General features: G+C 64.4%; 19 protein-coding genes. 15 read left to right on the top strand and 4 right to left on the bottom strand.

The window, feature by feature from the left end; translation table 11 throughout:
• Positions 1 to 30: 30 nt before the first annotated feature.
• Positions 31 to 1434, bottom strand: a complete 1404-nt coding sequence (gene ppsR, locus NX862_RS15640) for a transcriptional regulator PpsR (RefSeq protein WP_264494868.1) — start codon at positions 1432 to 1434, stop codon at positions 31 to 33.
• 56 nt (positions 1435 to 1490) lie between these two features.
• Entirely contained in the window at positions 1491 to 2309 is an 819-nt protein-coding gene (locus tag NX862_RS15635) for a hypothetical protein (protein ID WP_264494867.1), read from the bottom strand.
• 277 nt (positions 2310 to 2586) lie between these two features.
• On the opposite strand from NX862_RS15635, the gene bchF reads away from it, so the two are divergent.
• The 15 genes from bchF (at position 2587) to NX862_RS15560 (ending at position 18401) form a co-directional block, all read left to right on the top strand.
• A complete protein-coding gene (gene bchF, locus NX862_RS15630; protein WP_264494866.1) occupies positions 2587 to 3081 on the top strand; it encodes a 2-vinyl bacteriochlorophyllide hydratase in 495 nt (164 codons plus the stop codon).
• Positions 3078 to 4343: a ferredoxin:protochlorophyllide reductase (ATP-dependent) subunit N gene (locus tag NX862_RS15625; protein WP_264494865.1), complete on the top strand. Its 1266-nt coding sequence runs from the start codon at positions 3078 to 3080 to the stop codon at positions 4341 to 4343. The genes bchF and NX862_RS15625 overlap by 4 nt, the downstream gene beginning before the upstream one ends.
• Complete coding sequence (gene bchB / locus NX862_RS15620) at positions 4340 to 5899, top strand: ferredoxin:protochlorophyllide reductase (ATP-dependent) subunit B (protein ID WP_264494864.1); 1560 nt, start codon at positions 4340 to 4342, stop codon at positions 5897 to 5899. The genes NX862_RS15625 and bchB overlap by 4 nt, the downstream gene beginning before the upstream one ends.
• The gene (locus tag NX862_RS15615) at positions 5889 to 9425 is read left to right on the top strand and encodes a magnesium chelatase subunit H (protein WP_264494863.1); all 3537 of its coding nucleotides are present in this window, start codon (positions 5889 to 5891) and stop codon (positions 9423 to 9425) included. The genes bchB and NX862_RS15615 overlap by 11 nt, the downstream gene beginning before the upstream one ends.
• 13 nt (positions 9426 to 9438) lie before the next feature.
• Entirely contained in the window at positions 9439 to 10329 is an 891-nt protein-coding gene (bchL, locus tag NX862_RS15610) for a ferredoxin:protochlorophyllide reductase (ATP-dependent) iron-sulfur ATP-binding protein (protein WP_264494862.1), read from the top strand.
• Positions 10329 to 10991 (top strand): magnesium protoporphyrin IX methyltransferase, encoded by a 663-nt coding sequence (gene bchM, locus NX862_RS15605; RefSeq protein WP_264494861.1) that lies wholly within the window; start codon positions 10329 to 10331, stop codon positions 10989 to 10991. The genes bchL and bchM overlap by 1 nt, the downstream gene beginning before the upstream one ends.
• On the top strand, positions 10988 to 12397 hold the full coding sequence (locus tag NX862_RS15600; protein WP_264494860.1) for a PucC family protein: 1410 nt from the start codon (positions 10988 to 10990) through the stop codon (positions 12395 to 12397). Before bchM ends, NX862_RS15600 begins: the two co-directional genes overlap by 4 nt.
• 15 nt (positions 12398 to 12412) lie before the next feature.
• Positions 12413 to 13183: a photosynthetic reaction center subunit H gene (gene puhA / locus NX862_RS15595; RefSeq protein ID WP_264494859.1), complete on the top strand. Its 771-nt coding sequence runs from the start codon at positions 12413 to 12415 to the stop codon at positions 13181 to 13183.
• Positions 13184 to 13248: 65 nt separating this feature from the next.
• Entirely contained in the window at positions 13249 to 13866 is a 618-nt protein-coding gene (gene puhB / locus NX862_RS15590; protein ID WP_264494858.1) for a photosynthetic complex putative assembly protein PuhB, read from the top strand.
• Between the two features lie 4 nt (positions 13867 to 13870).
• Positions 13871 to 14329, top strand: coding sequence for a photosynthetic complex assembly protein PuhC (gene puhC, locus NX862_RS15585; protein ID WP_264494857.1), 459 nt, complete (start codon positions 13871 to 13873; stop codon positions 14327 to 14329).
• Positions 14330 to 14340: 11 nt separating this feature from the next.
• Positions 14341 to 14637 carry an O2-dependent cyclase accessory protein gene (locus NX862_RS15580; protein WP_264494856.1) on the top strand — a complete coding sequence of 99 codons (297 nt, stop codon included), beginning with the start codon at positions 14341 to 14343 and terminating at the stop codon, positions 14635 to 14637.
• Between the two features lie 38 nt (positions 14638 to 14675).
• Positions 14676 to 15728, top strand: coding sequence for a magnesium-protoporphyrin IX monomethyl ester (oxidative) cyclase (acsF, locus tag NX862_RS15575; protein WP_264494954.1), 1053 nt, complete (start codon positions 14676 to 14678; stop codon positions 15726 to 15728).
• A gap of 142 nt (positions 15729 to 15870) precedes the next feature.
• Entirely contained in the window at positions 15871 to 16680 is an 810-nt protein-coding gene (gene puhE / locus NX862_RS15570) for a putative photosynthetic complex assembly protein PuhE (RefSeq protein ID WP_264494855.1), read from the top strand.
• A 2-nt stretch (positions 16681 to 16682) separates the two neighbouring features.
• Positions 16683 to 17885: a 5-aminolevulinate synthase gene (gene hemA, locus NX862_RS15565; RefSeq protein WP_264494854.1), complete on the top strand. Its 1203-nt coding sequence runs from the start codon at positions 16683 to 16685 to the stop codon at positions 17883 to 17885.
• Between the two features lie 81 nt (positions 17886 to 17966).
• Complete coding sequence (locus NX862_RS15560) at positions 17967 to 18401, top strand: c-type cytochrome (protein WP_264494853.1); 435 nt, start codon at positions 17967 to 17969, stop codon at positions 18399 to 18401.
• Positions 18402 to 18502: 101 nt separating this feature from the next.
• Here NX862_RS15560 and NX862_RS15555 read toward each other — a convergent pair whose 3' ends face one another.
• A complete protein-coding gene (locus NX862_RS15555) occupies positions 18503 to 18754 on the bottom strand; it encodes a hypothetical protein (protein WP_264494852.1) in 252 nt (83 codons plus the stop codon).
• Between the two features lie 475 nt (positions 18755 to 19229).
• Positions 19230 to 22880: a vitamin B12-dependent ribonucleotide reductase gene (locus NX862_RS15550; RefSeq protein ID WP_264494851.1), complete on the bottom strand. Its 3651-nt coding sequence runs from the start codon at positions 22878 to 22880 to the stop codon at positions 19230 to 19232.
• Positions 22881 to 23101 lie beyond the last annotated feature (221 nt).

Below are 23101 nucleotides of genomic sequence, written 5' to 3'. Positions count from 1 at the left end.
GCCGTCGTTCCGGTCAAGCCCTGGCCCGCGCTATTCGTTGCCGGCCTTGGCCAAAAGCCCGAACTTGCGCAGTTTCACATACAGCGACTGCCGCGACAGGCTCAGCAGCTCCGCCGCCGCCGCCCGGTTGTTGCCGGTCAACTCCAAAGCCGCCTCGATGCACATCTTTTCGATGATCTCGGTGGTTTCGGCGACGATCTCTTTCAGCGCCGAATAGCCGACCAACTGCATGACATTGCGCAAGCCCTCGTTGCCGACCGAGCCCGCGGGAAGCCGCATGCCTTCCGCCGCCGAGGCGTCGCGGATGATCAGCCCCACCACCCCCTGCCCGCGGTCCTGCAGATAAGAGGCCGACATCTCGACCGCGATCTGGCCCCCGAAATCGGTGTTCAACCGGGTGGCATAATGGCGCAAGCGGCCGACCCGCTTGACGTTTTCCAGCAGAACCTTGAGGTCGGTTTCCCCGCGCGACAGGAAATCCGCCAGCGACCGGCCCACGACGGCGGCCGTGTTGGGAATGTCGGTCAGGTTCAAGAAGGCCTCGTTCGTGGCCTTGATCACCCCGTCGCCGTCCAAAAACACCATGCCGTCGACGCCGGTCTGAAACAGCCGGTTCAGCGCGCTGCCCAATTCGTCATGCTGGGCGCGGGCATCCTCGGACAGGTCGATGCGGCACATCAACAGCTTGTCGCCCGCCGCCCGAAACAGCGTCGGCGCCACCTGGATGCGCTTGCGCGTGCGACGGACCGAAAGTTCGACGGTGCCCGGGGTCTCGGCCGTGGCGGCACGGGTCAGACTTTCCAGGAACTCGCCGCGGCGGCGCCCCTCGAATTCCTGGGCTGCGGGGGAGTCGATCAGATCCCCCCGCGCGGCCCCGATCATCTCCAGTGCGGCCTTGTTGGCATCGACGATCCGCCCCGTGGTGGTCGAGATGATGACGATGGGGGCGCCGTTGGCCTCCATCAGCACGCGGTAGCGCGTCTCGATCTCGCGCCCGGCCTCGTGGTCGCGCTGCAATGCCAATTGCGCCTCGATCAGGCGTTGCTGAACCTCGGCCATGGGGCGCAGGTCGCGGCCCAGCAAAAGCACCGCCCCCCGCCCGCCAAGCCGCGTCAGCGTATAGCGCATCGGCAGATCAACGCCCGAAGAGGGGTCGTGGTTCAATTCCAGATGAAAGGGCCCGATGCCGGGATCAGCCAGCCGGGTTTCCAGCTTGCGCCGGCTGTCGCGGGCGAAAAGGTCCAGCAGCGGCTTGCCCCGCCACCCGGCCACGGCCAGCGCCACATGGGGCATGCCCGTCGCATCCAGCACCGTCAGATCCGGTGAAATGGTCAGCGATATGTCGAAGGCTTGCGATACCGCCTGGAAAAGCAGGTCTTGCGGAAAGTCCTGCAACTTTCCGGCATCCATCGTCTCTGCGTTGTCCGAGGTCACATCAGTGCCTTTCTTTCAATCGTCCCATTTGCCTAGTCCGTCTCTCCATCCCCTCGTCAAGTCTTTTGTTCTGCCTTCACGTTAAAATGGGCCAAAGCCTCCTCCAAGACATTGGTCACCAGATCGGCCCCGGTCAGGTCCATCAGGTTGGGCGTGTCTTCGACCGCAGCGCCCCCAAGGGCAACCGGCAGCCCCCCCTTGCCCAAAGTCCGCAGCGCGCGCACCAAAACAGCGCAGCTTTCGGCCTTTTCGCGATGCGACAGCGTCACCATGGCGCCGACAAAGCCCCGCGTCGCCACCAGCGTCGCAAGGTCGCTGAGCGCGGGCCCGATCCGCAGGCAAACCGAAACGCCGAGATGGCGCATCCGGCAGGCCAGAACCGAGGCGCCCAGCGTATGCTGCTCTCCGGGCGGCACGATCAACAGAACCGAAGGGCGCCCGGCCACTTCGGCATCATCGCCCTTCCACTCTCCGCCGACCTCGCGCAGAAGATCGGTCAGCCGCGCCACGCCCATGGTCACATCCATGAAGCTGCGCGTGTCGTCCTGCCAGCCCTCGCCCAGCCGCCTTGCGGCCTCGGGGATATAATCGCAGACCAGCGCAAAATCGGTCACATGGGCTTGGCGCAACTGCTCGACGGCCCCCGCCAGCGCCGGGTCCGGGCCACAGGCGGCAGAGGCCAGTTGGTCGACCAGATGATCCAGCACGCGCAGGGCTCCCGATTTCCTGGATGCGATCAGTCGGTGGATCACCTCGAAAGCCAAGCCCTCGGTGCAGCGGGTGGGCCGCTCGACCGTGGTGTCTTCACAGATGGTGCCGACGTCGCGCATGACGACCCTGAGGGAAAGCTCCCGCAGGCCAGTCATGACTAGCATGCAAGAGAGGTGAAAGGAAATCCGTCCTCTTGCCCAACATGACACATCAGTCGGGGCAAAATGTCCACCAAAATAGACATATTGCTGAAACTTTGCCACGGCCGGACGGGTATTCGTTCTATATCATAGACTTAAGACAAACTGCCTGCCCGTCACCCGCGACAGAAGGCCGCAATCCCCCGCAGGGCGCGCTGCAGGTTGTGTAAGTTTAGGTTGACAGTTCATCGTTCCCCGTTAACTTGATCGTAAGGACACTGTCAGGGGGAGGCGGCCTTTCATGTCGGTGACACAAGCGAAAACCAGCCTTCGGACGCAAGCAGCACCTCGCCCGCTTTACACGGCCGATCAAAGGGCCCGGCGGGATGCGACGAAATGGACCCTGGTTCAGGGGATTCTGGCGCCGCTGCAATTCCTGGCCTTTGCCGTCTCTTTGGCCCTGGTGGTCTGGTATCTGGCGACCGGTCAGGCCTATGACGCGGCCACGGCCTCGATCCTGGTGAAAACCGCGCTTCTGGCCACGATCATGGTGACGGGCGCCATCTGGGAAAAGGTCGTGTTCGGCCAGTATCTCTTTGCGCCCGCCTTCTTTTGGGAGGATGTGTTTTCCTTTGCTGTCATAGGCTTGCATGGCGCCTATGTCATTGGCCTTGCGACCGGGATGGCGCCTGTGACGCTGATGTGGGTGGCCCTGTCCGCCTATGCCGCCTATGCGATCAACGCGACGCAATTCATCTTGAAACTGCGCCAGGCGCGGTTGGGAGGTCTGGCATGAGCCTTGATCTTCCCACCGGCTGCCGCGACGTCCCCGTCCTGAAAGAGCGCGGCCAGCGCGAGGTTTTCTGCGGATTGACGGGAATCATCTGGCTGCACCGCAAGATGCCTGATTCCTTCTTTCTGGTCGTCGGCTCACGCACCTGCGCCCATCTGTTGCAGGCGGCGGCGGGCGTGATGATCTTTGCCGAGCCGCGTTTCGGCACCGCGATCCTGGAGGAAAAGGATCTGGCGGGTCTGGCCGATGCCAATGTCGAACTTGACCGCGAGGTGGCCCGCCTGATCGCGCGCCGTCCCGATATCCGGCGGCTGTTCCTGGTGGGCTCTTGCCCGTCCGAAGTCATCAAGCTGGACCTGGCCCGCGCGGCCGAACGGTTGAACGCCCAACATGCGGGCCGGGTTCAGGTGCTGAACTACTCCGGTTCCGGGATCGAGACGACCTTCACCGAGGGCGAGGATGCGGCGCTGGCCGCCATGGTCCCCGCCCTGCCTGCGACCGAGGCGGCCGAATTGCTGTTGGTCGGCGCCCTGCCCGATGTGGTCGAGGATCAGATGGTGGCGCTCTTGACCGCGATGGGGATTGGCCCGCTGCGGTTGCTGCCCGCGCGCCGGGTCGCAGATACCGCCGCCGTGGGCCCGAACACCCGTTTCGCCCTGGTGCAACCCTTCCTCGGCGCCACCCATGCGGCGCTTTTGCGGCGGGGTGCGCAGCATATCGCCGCCCCCTTCCCCTTTGGCGAAGAGGGCACGACCGCCTGGCTGCGCGCCATCGCGACCTCTTTCGGCGTGACGGATGCGGTCTTTGACGCCGTCACCGCAGCCCCCCGCGCCCGCGCCCGCAAAGCGGTGGCCGCCGCGACAGAGACCCTGCGCGGCAAGTCGATCTTCTTCTTTCCCGACAGCCAGATGGAAATTCCCCTGGCCCGCTTCCTCGCCCGCGAATGTGGCATGCGGCCCTTGGAGGTCGGCACCCCCTATCTGCACCGCGAGCTGATGGGGCCGGAACTGGACCTTCTGCCGCAGACAGTGCTTTCGGAAGGCCAAGATGTCGACCTGCAGCTGGACCGGTTGGCGGCCGCGAAACCCGACCTGACCGTCTGCGGCCTTGGCCTGGCCAACCCACTGGAATCCCAAGGCTTCACGACGAAATGGGCCATCGAACTGGTCTTCTCGCCGGTGCATTTTTACGAACAGGCCGGCGACCTCGCGTCGCTTTTCGCCCGGCCCTTGCGGCGCAAAACCTTGCTGGAGGGCCAAAGATGAAGCTGACGCTTTGGACCTATGAAGGCCCGCCCCATGTCGGCGCGATGCGCGTGGCGACCGCGATGGAGGGGCTGCATTACGTGCTGCACGCGCCGCAGGGCGACACCTATGCCGACCTGCTGTTCACGATGATCGAACGGCGCGGCGCGCGGCCTCCCGTCAGCTATACGACCTTTCAGGCCCGCGACCTGGGCGCCGATACGGCGGGGCTGTTCAAGGACTCGGTCCGGGCCGCACATGACCGGTTCCGGCCTCAGGCGATGATCGTCGGCGCCTCTTGCACCGCAGAGCTGATCCAGGACGACCCCGGCGGCCTGGCCGAGACTTTGGGTCTTGATTGCCCGGTGATCCCCTTGGACCTGCCCTCTTACTCGCGCAAAGAGAACTTTGGCGCCGACGAGACCTTCTTGCAGATTGTGCGCCACCTGTCGCGCCCCCAAGCCCGGACCGAGGCGATCACCTGCAATCTTCTGGGCGCGACCGCTTTGGGCTTTCGCCACCGCGATGACGTGACCGAAGTGACCCGGGCGCTGGCCGCCATGGGGATCAAGGTCAATGTCTGCGCGCCCTTGAACGCGACGCCGGCCGATATCGCCCGGATGCCCGCCGCCCATTTCAACGTGCTGCTTTACCCCGAAACCGGCGAAAGCGCCGCCCGCTGGCTGGAAAAGACCCATGCCCAGCCCTATACGAAAACCATCCCGATCGGCGTCGGCGCGACCCGGGATTTTCTGGCCGAAGTGGCTGAAATCACAGGGCTTTCGCCGCGCATCCCTGAGGATGGCTTGCGGCTTCCGTGGTGGTCGGCCTCGGTTGACAGCACCTATCTGACCGGCAAGCGGGTCTTCATCTTTGGCGATGCGACACACGCCATGGCCGCGGCCCGCATCGCATCGCAAGAGATCGGCTTTACCGTCGTGGGCCTGGGCTGTTTCAACCGCGAATTCGCCCGGCCGATGCGGGCCTTGGCCACACAGATGGGCCTGACCGCGCTGATCACCGATGATTACCTGGAGGTCGAAGCCGCCATCGCCGAAGCCGCCCCCGAGATGATCCTTGGCACCCAGATGGAGCGTCACATGGGCAAGCGCATGGGCATCCCCTGCGCGGTGATTTCCGCGCCGGTCCATGTCCAGGACTTTCCGGCCCGCTATGCGCCCCAAATGGGCTTTGAGGGCGCCAATGTGATCTTTGACACCTGGGTGCATCCGCTGGTCATGGGGCTGGAGGAACATCTTCTGACCATGTTCCGCGAGGACCCCGAGTTCCACGACGGCGCCGGGGCCAGCCATCATGGGGCCAAGGCCACAGCCCGTCCGGAACCCGTGGCGCCCGTGGACCCCTCGGGGCTCTGCCCCGAACCCCGGAATATTTCTATCAGTATGAAAGACGAGACCCAGCACTGGACTCCTGCGGCCGAGCGCGAGTTGAAGAAGATCCCCTTCTTTGTCCGCCCCAAGGCGCGGCGCAACACCGAAGCCTACGCCACCAGCAAAGGCGTCACCGCCATCACCGTCGAAACGCTTTACGAGGCCAAGGCCCATTATGCGCGATGAGATGACCCCCAAAGCCTATCGTTTCGTCATCCTGACGCTGGATGCCCATGCGGCGGGTCCTGCGCTGCGGGCCGAGGCGCGGTTGGCCTCCGATCTGCCGGGCCTGGTCGTCACCATCCATGCCGCCGCCGAATGGGCCGAAAACCCCGCCGCGCTGGACCGGGCGCGCGAGGACATCGCCCGCGCCGACATCATCCTGGCCAACCTTTTGTTCATGGAAGAGCATATCCTTCCGATCCTGCCCGATCTTGAGGCCGCAAGGCCGCGGGTCGATGCTTTGGTCGGCATGATCTGCGATCCGCAGATCGTCAAACTGACCCGGATGGGCGATCTGGAGATGGGCAAGCCCGACAGCACGGTCATGGGGCTGTTGAAAAAGCTGAAGCCCGCCAAGGGGAATTCCGCCGAATCGGGCGAGCGTCAGATGGCGATGCTGAAACGTCTGCCCAAGATCTTGCGCTTTTTGCCGGGCAAGGCGCAGGACCTGCGCGCCTGGTTCCTGTCGATGCAATATTGGCTGGGCGGGTCGGACGAGAATATCCGCGAGATGATCCGCTTTTTGGTCGGGCGCTATTCCGGCAACCGGGATTGGGCGCGCATCAAGGCTCAGGCGCCGGTCGACCATCCGGATGTGGGGCTTTACCATCCCGATATCGCGGGCCGCGTGACGACCGATCCCCAGGCCCTGCCTCGGCCGCGGGTGCCCAAGGCGACGGTCGGGCTGTTGATGCTGCGGTCCTATATTCTGGCGGGCGACACGGCGCATTATGACGCCGTCATCACCGGGTTCGAGGCGAAGGGCATGGCGGTTCTGCCGGTCTTTGCCGCGGGACTGGACGGGCGGCCTGCGATCAGCGCGCATCTGGCCGGGCGCATCGACGCTTTGGTCTCTGTCACCGGGTTTTCGCTGGTGGGGGGGCCTGCCTATAACGACAGCGCCGCCGCGGTTCAGGTTCTGGCCGATCTGGACGTGCCCTATATCGCCGCACATCCGCTGGAGTTTCAGACGCTGGGCCAATGGGGCGACAGTTCGGGCGGGCTTTCGCCCATCGAAACGACCATGCTGATCGCCCTGCCCGAGATCGACGGCGCGACCAATCCCACGGTGTTCGCCGGGCGTCACGGGGCCGAGGGCTGCGATGCTTGCGCCCGCCGCTGCCGGCCCGAAGGCGTGCTGGCGCGGTCCATGGCGCCCTGCCACGAACGCATCGAGGCCCTGGCCGACAAGGTCTTGCGGCTGGCCTTGCTGCGGCGCAGTCAGGTGGCCGAGCGCCGCGTGGGCATCGTGCTTTACGGCTTTCCGCCCAATGCGGGGGCTGCGGGCACGGCGGCCTATCTGGGGGTCTTTGAAAGCCTTTTCAACACTTTGCACGCCATGGCCGCCGAGGGCTACGCCCTGACGCCCCCCGACAGCGTGGCGGCCTTGCGCGAAGCGGTGCTGGGCGGCAATGCCAAACGCCATGGCCAGCCGGCCAATGTTGCCGTCACCATTCCCGCCGCAACCCTGGTCGCGCGCTGCCGCTGGCTTGGGGATATCGAGGCCGCCTGGGGTCCTGCGCCGGGCCGCCACCAGACCGACGGGCGCGGCGTGCATGTGCTGGGCGCGCAGTTCGGCAATGTCTTTGTCGGTCTTCAGCCGGTCTTTGGCTATGAGGGCGACCCGATGCGGTTGCTGTTCGAAAAGGGCTTTGCGCCCACCCATGCCTTTGCGGCCTTTTACGCCTGGCTGCGCGAGGATTTCGCCGCCGATGCCCTACTGCACTTCGGGATGCATGGCGCGTTGGAGTTCATGCCGGGCCGTCAGGCGGGCGTGGGCGGGACCTGCTGGCCCGACCGGCTGATCGGCAACCTGCCCAACATCTATCTGTATGCCGCCAACAACCCCTCCGAGGCGACTTTGGCCAAGCGGCGGTCAAATGCGGTGACGGTGTCGCATCTGACGCCGCCACTGGCGCGGTCGGGCCTGTATAAGGGCCTGGCAGAGCTGAAGGATTCGCTGCAGCGGTATCGCGCCCTGCCCCCCGACGACCCCGAGCGCGAGGGCCTGGGCCAGACGATCACCGAACAGGCCAAGGCGGTCGATCTGGTGGGCGCGCCCGATACGCTGTGGTCCAAACTGCTGGAGACCGAAGGCGCGCTGATCACCGACGGGCTGCATGTGCTGGGGGCGCCGATGACGCCCGAGGCCCGGGCCGAGATGGTCTCGCTTATGCCGGGCGATCCGGTGGCGGCCGATCTGGCGCTGCAACAACAGACCGAGATCCCGGCGCTTTTGCGCGCTCTGGGGGGGCATTTCACCAAGCCGGTTCCGGGCGGCGATCTGATCCGCAGCCCCGAGATCCTGCCGACGGGCCGCAATATCCACGCCTTTGACCCGTTCCGGATGCCCACCGCCCATGCTCTGAAGGACGGCGCCGAACAGGCCCGCCGCCTGATCGACGCGCACAAGTCCTTGCCTCATGCCGTGGCTTTGGTGCTTTGGGGCTCGGACAGCATCAAGTCGGATGGCGGGCCAATTGCGCAGGCCCTGGCCCTGATGGGCGCGCGGCCGCGGTTTGACAGCTATGGCCGGTTGGCGGGCGCCGACCTGATCCCCTTGGCCGAACTTGGCCGCCCGCGCATCGACGTGGTCATCACCCTGTCGGGCATTTTCCGCGACCTTCTGCCCTTGCAAACCCGGATGCTGGCCGAGGCGGCCTTCAAGGCGGCCAGCGCCGATGAGCCGCTGAGCCAGAACTTCCTGCGCGCTCATGCTTTGGAACAGATGGCAGAGCTGGGTTGCGATCTGGAAACCGCCAGCCTGCGGGTGTTTTCCAATGCCGAGGGCGCCTATGGGTCGAATGTGAATGTGCTGGTGGGCTCGTCGGCCTTTGGCGCCGAAGACGAGCTGGCCGACGCCTATGAAAGCCGCAAGGGCTTTGCTTATGGCGTCAAGGGCAAGCCCCAGGCCCAACGCGCCCTGCTGGGTGCGGCGCTGGCCAAGGTCGACCTGGCCTATCAGAACCTGGAATCGGTCGAACTGGGCGTGACCACGGTGGACCATTATTTCGACACGCTGGGCGGCATTGCCCGGGCTGTCCGCCGCGCTCGGGGTGGGGTGGAAACCCCGGTCTATATCGGCGACCAGACCCGCGGCGCGGGCGTCGTGCGCACGCTGAAGGATCAGGTCGCGCTGGAAACCCGCTCGCGCAGTTTGAACCCGCGGTATTTCGAGGGCCTGTTGCGCCACGGCGCAGAGGGCGTGCGCCAGATCGAGGCGCAAGTGACCAACACGCTGGGCTGGTCGGCCACGACATCTCAGGTGGAACCTTGGGTCTATCAACGCCTGACCGAAACCTTTGTGGCCGATGAGGCGATGCGCCGCCGCCTGTCGGAGCTGAACCCCGAGGCCTCCAACCGCATGGCGCAAAAACTGCTGGAGGCTTCGGACCGCAACTATTGGCAACCCGATGCCGCAACTTTGGCCGCCCTGCATCAGGCGGCGGACGAATTGGAAGACCGCCTCGAAGGGGTGGCCGCCGAATGAAAAGGAATGCGCGATGAGAGACGAAATCCCAATCCTGCGTGGTCTGGACGGCGAAGGCTCTGTTCAGGTTCATCAGGACGACGCGGTCCAGATCGGCGGGGCGCAGGTCTTTTCGGTCTATGGCAAGGGGGGGATCGGGAAATCGACGACCTCGTCGAACCTGTCGGCCGCCTTTGCCATGATGGGCAAGCGCGTCTTGCAGATCGGCTGCGACCCCAAGCATGACAGCACCTTCACGCTGACCGGCCGCCTGCAGCCCACGGTCATCGACATCCTGAAGGACGTCGATTTCCATGCCGAAGAGCTGCGGCCTGAAGATTACGTCTCGATCGGTTTCGGTGGCGTGAAATGTGTCGAGGCGGGCGGTCCGCCTGCGGGCACCGGCTGCGGCGGCTATGTCGTGGGCCAGACGGTGAAACTGTTGAAGCAGCATCACCTTCTGGAAGACACCGATGTCGTGATCTTTGACGTTCTGGGCGATGTGGTCTGCGGCGGCTTTGCGGCGCCCTTGCAACATGCCGACCGCGCCGTGATCGTGACGGCCAACGACTTTGACAGCATCTATGCCATGAACCGCATCATCGCCGCCGTCCAGGCCAAGTCGGCGAACTACAAGGTGCGGCTTGCGGGCTGCATCGCCAACCGCTCTCATGAGACCAACGAGGTCGACCGCTATTGCGACCGCGTCGGCTTTCGCCGTCTGGCCCATATGCCCGACATCGACGCGATCCGCCGTTCGCGCCTGAAGAAGAAGACCCTGTTCGAGATGCCCGACGCGCCCGATATCAACGCGGCCCGCGACGGTTACATGGCCATGGCCCAGACGCTGTGGGCCGGGACCGAGCCTCTGGCCCCCGCCCCCCTGCCCGACCGCGAGATCTTTGAGCTTCTGGGGTTCGATTGATGGACAGCTACACCCTGACCCGCGCCCGGGTCGAAGACTACTTCGACCGCAAGGCCACCCATATCTGGGACCGCCTGACCTCGGAGGCCAAAGTGTCGCGCATCCGTCAAACGGTGCGCGAGGGGCGTGACCGGATGCGGGCGCTGATGCTGGGGCAGTTGCCCGCCGACCTGACCGGGATGCGGGTGCTGGATGCCGGCTGCGGCACCGGGCTGATGACGGCGGAATTGGCCTTGCGCGGGGCCAAGGTCGTGGCGGCCGATATCTCGCCCAAGCTGATCGCCATCGCGGCCGACCGACTGGACCCCTCGCTGCGCAGCAAAGTGCGGTTTCATGCCGGCGACATGACCGACCCCAAGCTTGGGTCCTTTGATCATGTGCTGGCCATGGACAGCCTGATCTATTACCGCCCGGCGGACCTTGGCGCAGCACTTGAACGTCTGGCGCTGCGTGCGCCCCGCATCACCTTTACCGTGGCGCCCCGGACCCCCTTGCTGATGGTGATGTGGAACCTGGGCAAGCTGGTGCCTGGGGCTGACCGCTCGCCCCGCATGGTGCCCCATGACCACCGCAGCCTGTCCCGTGACATCCCCGGGCTGTCGCGCATCGACCGGATCACAAGCGGCTTTTACATCTCGGAATGTCTGGAGGTCGCCCGATGATCCTGCGTCCGCATCATGTTGCCAAACTGGGTGCCGCCTGGATGCCCTTTGCCGATGCGGCCTCGGAGGGGTTGCCCCTGGGCCAACTGATGCGGCTGGCGCTGTTCCAGCTGTCGGTCGGCATGGCGCAGGTGCTGATGCTGGGGACGCTGAACCGGGTGATGATCGTCGAATTGCATGTGCCGGCCACCCTGGTCGCCCTGATGATCGCCATTCCCGTGCTGGTCGCGCCCTTTCGCGCGCTGATCGGCCACCGGTCGGACCACCACCGCAGCGCCATCGGCTGGAAGCGGGTGCCCTACCTGTGGTTCGGCTCTTTGTGGCAGATGGGCGGCCTTGCGGTCATGCCCTTTGCGCTGATGGTCCTGTCGGGCGATCAGGTCCGCGGCCCGGAATGGGCGGGGCCTGCGCTGGCGGGGGTCGCCTTTCTGATGACCGGCATCGGGATGCATATGACGCAGACCGCGGGCCTGGCCTTGGCCTGTGACCGCGCCAGCGACGAGACGCGGCCCCGCGTCGTGGCCGTGCTTTACGTAATGTATCTGTGCGGCATGGGGATTTCGGCCCTGGTCGTGGGGTTCCTGTTGCGCGATTTTGCCCCCCTGACGCTGGTCCGCGTCGTGCAGGGCTGTGGGTTGGCCACGCTGATCCTGAACGTGATAGCCCTTTGGAAACAAGAGAAAGTCCGGCCGATGACCAAGGCCGAACGCGCGGCCCCCATGCCCTCGTTCACGGCGGCCTGGGCCGACCTTGCGGGCCAGACCGGCGTGATCCGGCTTTTGGCGACGGTCGTGCTGGGGACCTTGGCCTTCAACATGCAAGACGTGCTGCTGGAGCCCTATGGCGGGCAGATCCTGGGCCTGTCGGTCGCCAAGACCACGCTGTTGACCGCGCTGTGGTCGCTGGGGGCGCTGGGTGGCTTCTTTTACGCCGCAAGGGCGCGGGGAGCCGATCCGTTCCGGCTGGCGGCGCTTGGGCTGGTGGCGGGGCTCGCGGCCTTTTCGGCGGTGATCTTTGCCGGCGCGCTGGCCTCGACCGGGCTGTTTTTCGCCGGAGCCTTTGCGATCGGTTTTGGCGCCGGCGTCTTTGGCGTCGCCATGCTGGGCGCGGCCATGACGCTGCCGGGGGCGGCGGGGCTGGCCATGGGGGCCTTTGGCGCCGCCCAAGCCACCGCCGCGGGCCTGGCCGTGTTCTGTGGCGGCGCGCTGCGTGACGGGGTGCAGCACCTGGCGGCCCTGGGCTGGTTCGGCCCCATCGGCACCCCCGCGCTGGGATATACATTCGTCTACCACCTTGAAATCGGGCTGATCTTTGCGACGCTGATCGTGATGGGTCCGCTTGTCCGCCTAAGGCGCCTGACCGCGCCCCCCGCCCAAACCCTGAACCTGACCGAATTCCCCACCTGAACCCGGGAGACCCCCATGCTTGGTGTTACCTTCTTTGGAAATTTCGACCTCGCCAGCCTTGCGATCTGGGCCTTTTGGGCCTTCCTTGCGGTGCTGATCTATTACGTGCAGACCGAGAACATGCGCGAAGGCTATCCGCTGGAGACCGAAGACGGTCGCGCAGCCGCCAACCAGGGCCCCTTTCCGGTGCCCAAGCCCAAGACCTTTACCCTGGCCCATGGCAAGGGGACCGTCACCGTGCCCTCGGCCGAAAACGAGGCCGCCCATCGCCGCAATGACCTGGCGCTGGAGCGCACGGCGGTGTCCGAAGGCTTCCCCCATGCGCCGACGGGCGATGGCCTGCGCGACGGGGTGGGCCCGGCCTCCTGGGTGCCGCGGCGCGACGAGCCGGAAATCGACGCCCATGGCAATGTGAAGATCCAGCCGATGAGCCGGGTCGAAGGCTTTATCGTCTCGGCCGGGCGTGACCCGCGCGGCCTGCCCGTGCAGGCGGGCGACCTGGAGGTCGTGGGCCGGATCAGCGACATGTGGGTCGATGTCCCCGAACAGCTGGTGCGTTACCTGGAAATCACCCTGAACTCGGGCGCGCGCCGCCTGGTGCCGATGCCCATGGCCCGCATCTGGGCGGATCGTGTGCGCGTCATGTCGCTGCCCTCGACCCGTTTCGACGAGATCCCCGGCCAGCAAAGCCAGACCTTCGTGACCAAGCTGGAAGAAGACAAGATCAGCGCCTTTGTTGCCGGCGGTGAGCATTACGAGGCCGCCAATCTGAAGCACGGCTTCTGACGACAGCCCGACCCGGCGTGCGCCCACGCCGGATCGGGTTCAACCCTGACCAAGGAGGGTTCGCAATGGCGGACCGTGACCACGACTTCGACTTCGAACCGGCACCCGGACTGCCGGCCCCCCTGCCGAAAGGCGAAACGATCCTCTGGCAAGGCCAGCCCGACCGCAAGGCCCTGGCCCGCGAGGCCTACAAGGCCAATTGGGTCCTGGGCTACATGATGGTCCTGGTCCTGTGGAAGGGCCTGGCCGCCTGGTCGGATGGCCTTCCGCCGCTGGCCGTGGCCCTGCCCTATCTGGTCCTGGCCCTGGCGGCCTGGGGCATTGTTCAGGGCCTGGCCGCGCTGCAGGCCCGGGCCTCGATCTATACGATCACCACGGAGCGCGTCATCCTGCGCATCGGTGCCGCGCTGCCGATCACCTTTACCATCCCCTTCCGCCGCATAGGCTCTGCTGCGCTGACCGTCGATGCCCAGGGGACCGGCACCATCGCGCTGGACCTGACGGGGGATGTGCAAATGTCGGCGCTGATCTTGTGGCCGCATCTGCGCCCGGGGTTCGTCAAAAAGACCCAAGCCGCGCTGCGCTGCATCCCCGAGGCCACCGCCGTCGGTCGCCTTTTGTCGGATGCCGCCCAGACCAGCCTTGCGACGCCGGAAATCTCTTTGGCCCTTGCGGCGGAGTAGTCCCATGGCAACCCTCTCTCCGCCCCGCCGCCTCGACCGCGAGATGATCCCCAAGGGCCTGCTTTATGCGATGTTCGCCCTGGTTCTGGCCGCCCTGGCCCTGACGACCTTTGCCGTGGCAACCAAGCGCCCGCATGAAGGCACGCCCGCGGCCAGCACCGTGCAGAAAGAAACCTGGCTGATCTTGGAAGGCCAATCCGCCCAGTCCGTCACCGTGCGCGACCGCGATGGCAAGCTGTTGGCCGACCTGCCCCATGGCGGCTTCATCACGGTCATCCAGAACGCCATGACCCGCGCCCGCACGGTCGCAGGCGTCACCGGCAACCCGCCCATGAAAGTGGTGCGCTATGAGAACGGTCGCCTTGTGGCCGAAGACCCCGCAAGTGGATGGAGCGCAGAACTCTACGCTTTCGGGCAAGACAACAAAGCCGCGTTCGAACGGCTGCTGTCCTCACAAGAATAGGGAAATCAGAGATGCCACTTTTCACCAAGCAAACCGAACAGGTCCCCTGCACCGTCGAGGTCAGCCATCTGTTCGAAAGCCTTCACGCCCATGTCCGCTTTGACAACGGCGCCGTGATCCACCCCGGCGACGAAGTCCAGGTCCATGGCGCGCCGATCCTGGCCGCCTATGGCGAGGTCATCATCGAAAGCCGTCAGGCGACGATCACCCGCGCCTCGCGGTTGGAACGGCTGTGGACGCGCATGACCGGCGATTTCGACTTCATGGAACTGTGCGAGTTCTCGTTTTCAGAGGAGATCGCGTTGTGAAGGACCATGCAACCACCCATGACGAGCTGCACGCCGAAATGTCGGACGCTTTCGACACGACGGCCATGGCCACGCAAACCACCCTGCTGAACCCGCGCTTTTACACCACCGATTTCGACGAGATGGACCGCATCGACGTCACCCCGGTGCGCGAGGACTGGGACAAGCTGTTGGCCCAGATGAAATCCGACCCGAACAAGGGGCATTTCAAGAAAAATGCCGATTGGGACACGGTCGATTGGGCGGGGATGGACCCGGCCTTGCGGGTCGAGTTCATCGACTTTCTGGTGTCAAGCTGCACGGCCGAATTCTCGGGCTGCGTGCTGTATAAGGAAATGAAGCGCCGCGGCACGAACCCCGACATCTGCGAGCTTTTTTCCTATATGTCGCGCGACGAGGCCCGGCACGCCGGCTTCATCAACGACGCCCTGCGTGAGGCGGGCGTTGCGGTGAACCTGGGCTTTCTGACCAAGGCCAAGAAATACACCTACTTCCGGCCGAAGTTCATCTATTACGCCACCTATCTGTCCGAAAAGATCGGCTACGCGCGGTATATCACGATCTATCGCCACCTGGAGGCGCATCCCGAACAGCGCTTCCACCCGATCTTCAAGTGGTTCCGCGAATGGTGCAACGACGAGTTCTCTCATGGCGAGGCCTTTGCCCTTTTGATGCGGACCGATCCCAAGATCACCGGGACCTGGGCGGCACGGATGTGGATCAGGTTCTTTCTGACCGCGGTGTATTCGACCATGTGGGTGCGCGACCATGCGCGCCACGACTTCCACAAGGCCCTGGGCGTCAACATCGACGACTATGACCAAGAGGTCTACCGCAAGACCTCGGCCATCGCGCGGCAGGTCTTTCCGGTGGAATTGGACATCGACCACCCGCGCTGGTTGCCGGGCCTGCGGGCGATGAATTCCGCGATGATCGACATGGAGCGCGCCAAGAAGAAGGGCGGGCTTGGCGGCTGGACCCTGCACAAACTTGCTGCCGCCCGCGCCCTGACGGCCTTTGCCGGCCTTTATCTGATCCCGGTCAAGCGCAACACCCCCCCGGCGTCCTGCCGGATGGAGCCGTCGTATTGACCGATGCACCCCATACCGCTGTTCCGGCAGCGGGTTGGGCCCTGGGATGGGCGCGTCCCGGGGCCCCTCTGCGGCCCCCCGTCAAACGGGGGCCGCAGCAGACCCTTTCGCTTCGCGGCCCCCTGTCAAATGGGGGCCGCATATGACCAATCCCTGGAGTGTCGCGCTGTTTGCCGTGTTCCTCTGGTGGCTGTCCACCGGGCTGATCATGCTGCGGGTGCGACGCGCTGATCTTGGCGGGCCGGATGATCACATCTGGTCGGTGCTTCTGGGCCTGCCGCTGTTGATCGGCGGCGGCCTTGGGCTGGACGCCACCGCGGATCAGTCGACGCCCCTGGGCGCGGTCTGCGCCTTTCTGGCCGCCATCGCGGTCTGGGGCTGGATCGAGCTGGCCTTTCTGTCGGGCGTCATCACGGGGCCGAACCTGAAGCCCTGCCCGCCCGGCCTGCCCCTGGGCCAAAGGTTCCTGCGCGCGACGGGAACGGTCCTGTATAACGAGATCCTTTTGGCGCTTGGCCTTTTGGTCATCGCAAAAGTCACCTGGGGAGAGGCCAATGAATTCGGCCTCTGGACCTATGCCGTGCTGTTCTTTGCCCGCATCTCGGCCAAGCTGAACCTGTTCCTTGGCGTGCCCCGCATCCATACCGAATTCCTGCCCCGCCCCCTGACCCATCTGGAAAGCCATTTCCGCCGCGCCGCGATGAACGGCTTCTTTCCCGTCTCGATCACGCTTTTGACCTTTGCCACCGCCTGCTGGCTGGAGCGCGCCGCGGGGGCGCAAACCGAAGCCAGCCTGACCGGCCATGTCCTGTTGACCGTCCTGACCGCACTTGCGTTGCTGGAACACTGGTTCATGGTCCTGCCCCTGCCCGACCAGAAGCTTTACCGCTGGATGTTGCCCAAGCGCCCCAAGACGCATGAGCCTAGCCCGAACCTTGAACAAAGGACCTGACCATGGATTTCCAAGCCCATTTCTCTGCCCGTCTTGGCGCCCTGAAAGACGAAGGCAATTACCGCATCTTTGCCGATATCACCCGCCGCCGCGGCGCCTTTCCCACCGCCGGATGCGAAGGCGTGGGCGATGTCACCGTCTGGTGTTCCAACGATTACCTGGGCATGAGCCAGCACCCGCAGGTCGTGGGCGCCATGATCGAGGCGGTCGAGGCCTGTGGCACCGGCGCGGGGGGCACGCGCAACATCTCGGGCAACACCATGCACCATCTGGCGCTGGAGGCCGAATTGGCCGATCTGCATGGCAAGGAGGGGGCTTTGCTCTTTACCTCGGGCTATGTGTCGAACTGGGCCTCTTTGTCGACTTTGGGGTCGCAAATCCCGAATGTGGCGATCTTTTCGGATGAAAAGAACCATGCGTCGATGATCGAAGGCATCCGCCATTCCCGCGCCGACAAGGTGCTGTGGCGCCACAACGACTGGCGCGACCTGGACCGCAAATTGCACGCCGCGGGGGATCGGCCCAAGCTGGTGGCCTTCGAATCCGTCTATTCGATGGATGGCGACATCGCGCCCCTCCGCGAGATCGTCGAGGTCTGCGAGGCCCATGGCGCGCTGTCCTATATCGACGAGGTCCATGCGGTCGGAATGTATGGCCCGCGCGGCGGTGGCGTCTCGGAGGAACTTGGGCTGGCCCACCGGATCGACCTGATCGAAGGCACCCTGGGCAAGGCTTTTGGCGTCGTTGGCGGCTATGTCACGGGGTCGGCGGCGCTGTGCGACTTTATCCGGTCCTTTGCCAGCGGGTTCATCTTTACCACCGCCCTGCCGCCTGCGGTGGCCGCCGCGGCCAAAGCCTCGATCATGCATCTGAAGGGCTCGGCCAGCGAACGCCGCCTGCAGCGCGCCCGCGTGGCGGAACTGCGCGCCAAACTGGACCGCGCCGGCATCCCGCACATGCCCAATGACAGCCATATCATCCCGGTGATGATCGGCGACCCGGTCAAGTGCCGGATGATCAGCGATATCCTGATGCGCGACCACGGCATCTATGTGCAGCCGATCAACTACCCCACCGTCCCCAAAGGGACCGAGCGTTTGCGCATCACCCCCGGGCCGCTGCATGGCTCGGCCGAGATTGACCATCTTGTGAACGCGCTGTCGCAGCTTTGGGCGCATTGTGCGCTGTCGCGTGCTGTCGCCTGAGAATTCCACGGCGCCCGTTGCCAAGACCCGCGGGCGTCCTAGGTGCTGAACGTAATGTTCCAAATCCAAACGGAGGATAGGATGAAGACGCTGATCGGGGCATTTGCCCTTTCGTTGCTGGCCCTGCCCGCGCTCGCCGAAGGCGATGCGGCCAAGGGCGAGAAAGTGTTCGCCAAATGCCAGACCTGTCACGCCATGGTCAACGAGGCCGGTGAGGTCGTCGCCGGCAAGGGCGCCAAGACCGGGCCGAACCTTTACGGCATGCCGGGCCGCGTGGCGGGGACTTACCCCGAGTTCAAATACGGCGATGACATGATCGCCCTGGGTGCGACCGGCTTTGCCTGGAACGAGGCGGATTTCGTGACCTATGTCGCCGATCCGTCCAAGTTCCTGCAAGAAAAGCTGGGCGACAAATCGGCCCGCGGCAAGATGATGTTCAAACTGGCCAAGGCCGAGGATGCGGCCAATGTCTGGGCCTATATCTCGTCCCTGTCCCCCGCCCCCGCGGCACCCTAAGCCCATGAAAAGACCCCGGGGGCCATATGGCTCCCGGGGTCTTTGCTTGTCCCGCGCGGTGTGGGCCCGCCCTCAGTGCGGACGCGCTTTCAGCGTAGCCCTCAGTGCAAATCGCGCCGCGGCCCGGCGCACACCAGCGTGACCGTCGTATCCTGCCCCGACATCTCGATGGCGGTGACGCTCATCGGGCGGCGGTCCAGGTCGCCGCCGCTCATCTCGATCGAGCCCTTGCCGCGGAAGGTGGCATCCAGCACCGCCTTCAGCGCCTCTCCGCGCAGCGTGGCAATGACCCCCCCCGCAAAAGGATGGATCGCCTGAGGCGTGATGCGGTCAGTGCCGATGATGATGTCCATGGCGGGGTCCTTCAGCGTATTTGTCAATGCACTCGGGCGGGAGCAGATCACGCCCGAGCATTTGTTAAGAAGAGGTCAGGAGTTCTTCGTGTCCCGACCGTCAGGCTCTTTAGCGACACCCTTGAACGGCTTTCCATCGTCTTTCACAGACATGAATTGGCCGCTCCGTTCGTCACGTTTCTGCCAGTTCCCGTCTTCCCGCTGGAACTGGGTGCGAGCAGTAACCGCGCCGCGGCGATAGTCATTTCCAGTATTTTTGGCCAAGATGGCCTCCCTATACTTATCCACAGGTGTCCCTATGTTTTCTGTGGGAAAGTCCTGTAGAGACGAACACGCCATTGTAGCTGCATCGGAAGTTGGTCAGATAAATTCATCGACCCTTGTGGCCGACACAGCTTCTCCCGCAGCGTGCACAACAATGCGGGAAAGCTGGGGCGCGGAACTGGTACTTCCGCGCCCCAACCTCAATCTCAAATCAGCTGCAACCGCTCGTGCCGCCGCAGGTGTTGCACTTCATGCAGGTGCCGTTGCGGACCAGCGTGTAGTTGCCGCATTCGCCGCAAGGATCGCCCTCGTAGCCCTGCATCTTTGCCTTGGTGCGCAGGTCCATCGACACGGTGCCGGTCGAAAGCGCGGTCGCGGTATAGGTCGTGGCGGCCTCCGAGAAGCCCACCACGGGCCCCGTCCCCGTCATCATCCCGCCCTGCAAAGCCACCAGGCCCTGGGGCATCCGCTTGCGCAGATAGCCGGTCGACGAGATCGACTTCAGCAGCTCCACCGACTTCGAGGCGGCCGACTCGGAAACCTCCGAGACATTGCGCTTGCCCTCTTCGTCGCCATGGCCCAGGTCGTCGAAAGCATGGCCCTGCGGTTTGACATGGGCCAGATCGGTGCGGTCCAGATAGGACACGGCCAGTTCCCGGAAGATATAGTCCAGGATCGAGGTCGCGTTCTTGATCGAGTCGTTGCCCTGCACCATGCCTGCCGGTTCAAAGCGGGTGAAGGTGAAGGCCTCGACATATTCTTCCAGCGGCACGCCATATTGCAGGCCAACCGAAATCGCGATGGCGAAGTTGTTCATCATCGCCCGGAAGCCCGCGCCTTCCTTGTGCATGTCGATAAAGATTTCGCCCAGGCGACCGTCACCATATTCGCCGGTCCGCAGGTAAACCTTGTGCCCGCCGACGATGGCCTTTTGGGTGTAACCCTTGCGCCGCTCGGGCAGCTTTTCGCGGTTGGTGCGGATGATTTCCTTGTAGATGATCTTCTCGACGATCTTTTCGGCAATCACCGCGGCCTTTTCTTGGGCCGAGCCGGTGGCCATGATCTCTTCGGCCTCTTCGTCGTCCTCGATCAGGGCGCTTGCCAAGGGTTGCGACAGTTTCGACCCGTCGCGATACAGCGCGTTGGCCTTGATCCCAAGGCTGTGCGACAGCTCATAGGCGGCCAGGGTTTCGGCGATATTGGCCGAATTCGGCATGTTGATCGTCTTGGAAATCGCGCCCGAGATGAAGGACTGCGCCGCCGCCATCATGTGGATGTGGCTTTCCACCGACAGATAGCGCTTGCCCCGCTTGCCGCAGGCATTGGCGCAATCAAAGACAGAGTAGTGATGCGTCTTCAGATGCGGCGCGCCTTCCAACGTCATCGTGCCGCAAACGTGGTCATTGGCCGCCTCGATCTGCGCCTTGGTAAAGCCAAGGTGACGCAGCAGGTCGAACCCTGCGTCGTTCAGGCGTTCGGCCGGGATGCCCAGGGTCTTTTGGCAGAAGTCCTCGCCCAGGGTCCACTGGTTGAAGACAAAGCGGATGTCAAAGGCGGTGGGCAGCGCCGCTTCGATCTTTTCGATCTCGCGGGGGCCAAAGCCGTGACCGATCAGGGCCGTGTGGTTGATCGCAGGCGCCTGCGCAATCGAGCCATGGCCCACGGCATAGGCCACGATCTCGGCGATCTGATGGCCGGGATAGCCGAGCGTTTCCAAAGCGGCCGGAACCGATTGGTTGATGATCTTGAAATAGCCGCCACCGGCCAGCTTCTTGAACTTGACCAGGGCGAAATCGGGCTCGATCCCGGTCGTGTCGCAATCCATCACCAGGCCGATGGTGCCCGTCGGCGCAATCACCGTGGTCTGGGCGTTGCGGTAGCCATGGGCCTCACCCAGGGCCAGCGCCTCATCCCAGGCGCCGCGCGCCAGCTGGACCAGGTCGGCATCGGGGCAGTTGCGGGCGTCCAAGCTCACCGGATCGACGTTCAGGCCCTCGTAGGCCTGCGACCCATGGGCGGCCGCGCGGTGGTTGCGGATCACGCGCAGCATGTGATCCCGGTTGCGGTCATAGCCTGCAAAGGCGCCCAGCTCACGCGCCATCTCGGCCGAGGTCGCATAGGCGATGCCGGTCATCAGCGCGGTCAAGGCCCCACACAAAGCCCGGCCTTCGCGGCTGTCATAGCCCAGACCCATGTTCATCAACAGGCCGCCGATATTGGCGTAACCCAGGCCAAGGGTGCGGAAATCATAGGAATTCTGCGCGATTTCCTTGGAGGGGAACTGCGCCATCATGACCGAGACTTCCAGCGTCACCGTCCAAAGGCGGCAGGCGTGGATATAGGCTTCGGCGTCAAACTTGGAGCCCTTCTGGAAGGTCAGCAGGTTCAAGGACGCCAGGTTGCAGGCCGTATCGTCCAGGAACATATATTCCGAACAGGGGTTCGACCCGCGGATCGCGCCGTCTTCGGGGCAGGTGTGCCAGGCGTTGACCGTGTCATGGAACTGGATGCCGGGGTCGGCGCAGGCCCAGGCGGCGTGGCCGATCTGGTCCCACAGCTCACGGGCCGAGACGGATTTCGCCACTTTCCCATCGGTGCGGCGGATCAGCTCCCAGGGCGCATCGGCCTTGACGGCCTTGAGGAAAGCATCCGTCACGCGGACCGAATTGTTGGAATTCTGGCCCGACACCGAATTATAGGCCTCGGAATCCCAATCGGTGTCATAGGTCGGGAATTCGATCGAGGTGAAGCCCTGACGCGCATATTGCAGCACGCGGTTGGTGTAGGTGTCGGGGATCATGGCCTTTTTCGCGGCCCGGATCGCGCCCTTCAGGCCTGGGTTCTTGGCCGGATCAACGCTGTCTTCGCTGGACCCATCCCACTGACGGATCGCGGTGAAGATGTCGTTCAGCCGCGCTTCATGCGCCTTGGACCCGGCCACCAACGAGGCGACCTTTTGTTCTTCGATCACCTTCCAGTTGATGAATTCCTCAATATCGGGGTGATCCATGTCGCAGATTACCATCTTGGCGGCGCGGCGCGTGGTGCCGCCCGACTTGATGGCGCCCGCAGCCCGGTCGCCAATCTTCAGGAAGCCCATCAGACCCGAGGACTTGCCGCCGCCCGACAGCTTTTCGCCCTCACCGCGCAGGCTGGAGAAGTTCGTGCCGGTGCCCGAACCATATTTGAACAAACGCGCCTCACGCACCCACAGGTCCATGATGCCGCCATCCGACACCAGGTCATCCTTGACCGACTGGATGAAGCAGGCATGCGGCTGGGGATGCTCATAGGCCGAGTCCGAGCGGGTCAAAACGCCAGTCTTGTGGTCGACGTAATAATGGCCCTGCCCCGGACCGTCGATGCCATAGGCCCAATGCAGGCCGGTGTTGAACCACTGCGGGCTGTTCGGCGCGGCCATCTGGCGGGCCAGCATATAGCGCATCTCGTCATAATAGGCCTTGGCGTCGGCCTCGGTGGTGAAATAGCCACCCTTCCAGCCCCAATAGGCCCAGGCCCCGGCCAGACGGTCAAAGACCTGCTTGGCCGAAGTCTCGCCCACAAAGCGCTTGTCGGCGGGCAGATCGGCCATCGCCTCTTCGTCGGCCACATGGCGCCACAAGAAGCGCGGCACGCCCTTTTCCTGCACGCGCTTGGTCACGGCCGGAACGCCCGCACGGCGGAAGTATTTCTGCGCGATCACGTCGGCTGCGACCTGCGACCAGCCTTGGGGCACCTCGACCGCCTCGTTGCGGAAGACCACCTTGCCATCGGGATTGCGGATTTCCGAGGTCGTCAGCTGGAACGTCAAAGCGCCATAGGCACCGTCATCCACCGTCGTAAACTTCCGCTCGATCTTCATGACCCAAATCCCTGATGCGCGAGACTGCCCCGCCGTGATGCCCGGGAACACGGCGCAAGAGATCACCCGCCCAGGCTATTGGCCTGGCGTTGCCGGAAAGGCGAAATGAACTGCTCGGTCTGTCCCCATCGGCCATGGGTCTTGTGGAACGCCCGCCGCCGACGAGAGGGAAATTGGCGCAATCCCAAGGCGACGGCAACGGATTTTTTACTATTCGCCCC

This window comes from Stagnihabitans lacustris (assembly GCF_025950525.1).
Classification (GTDB): domain Bacteria; phylum Pseudomonadota; class Alphaproteobacteria; order Rhodobacterales; family Rhodobacteraceae; genus Stagnihabitans.
This window is presented reverse-complemented; position numbering and strand designations above follow the sequence as displayed.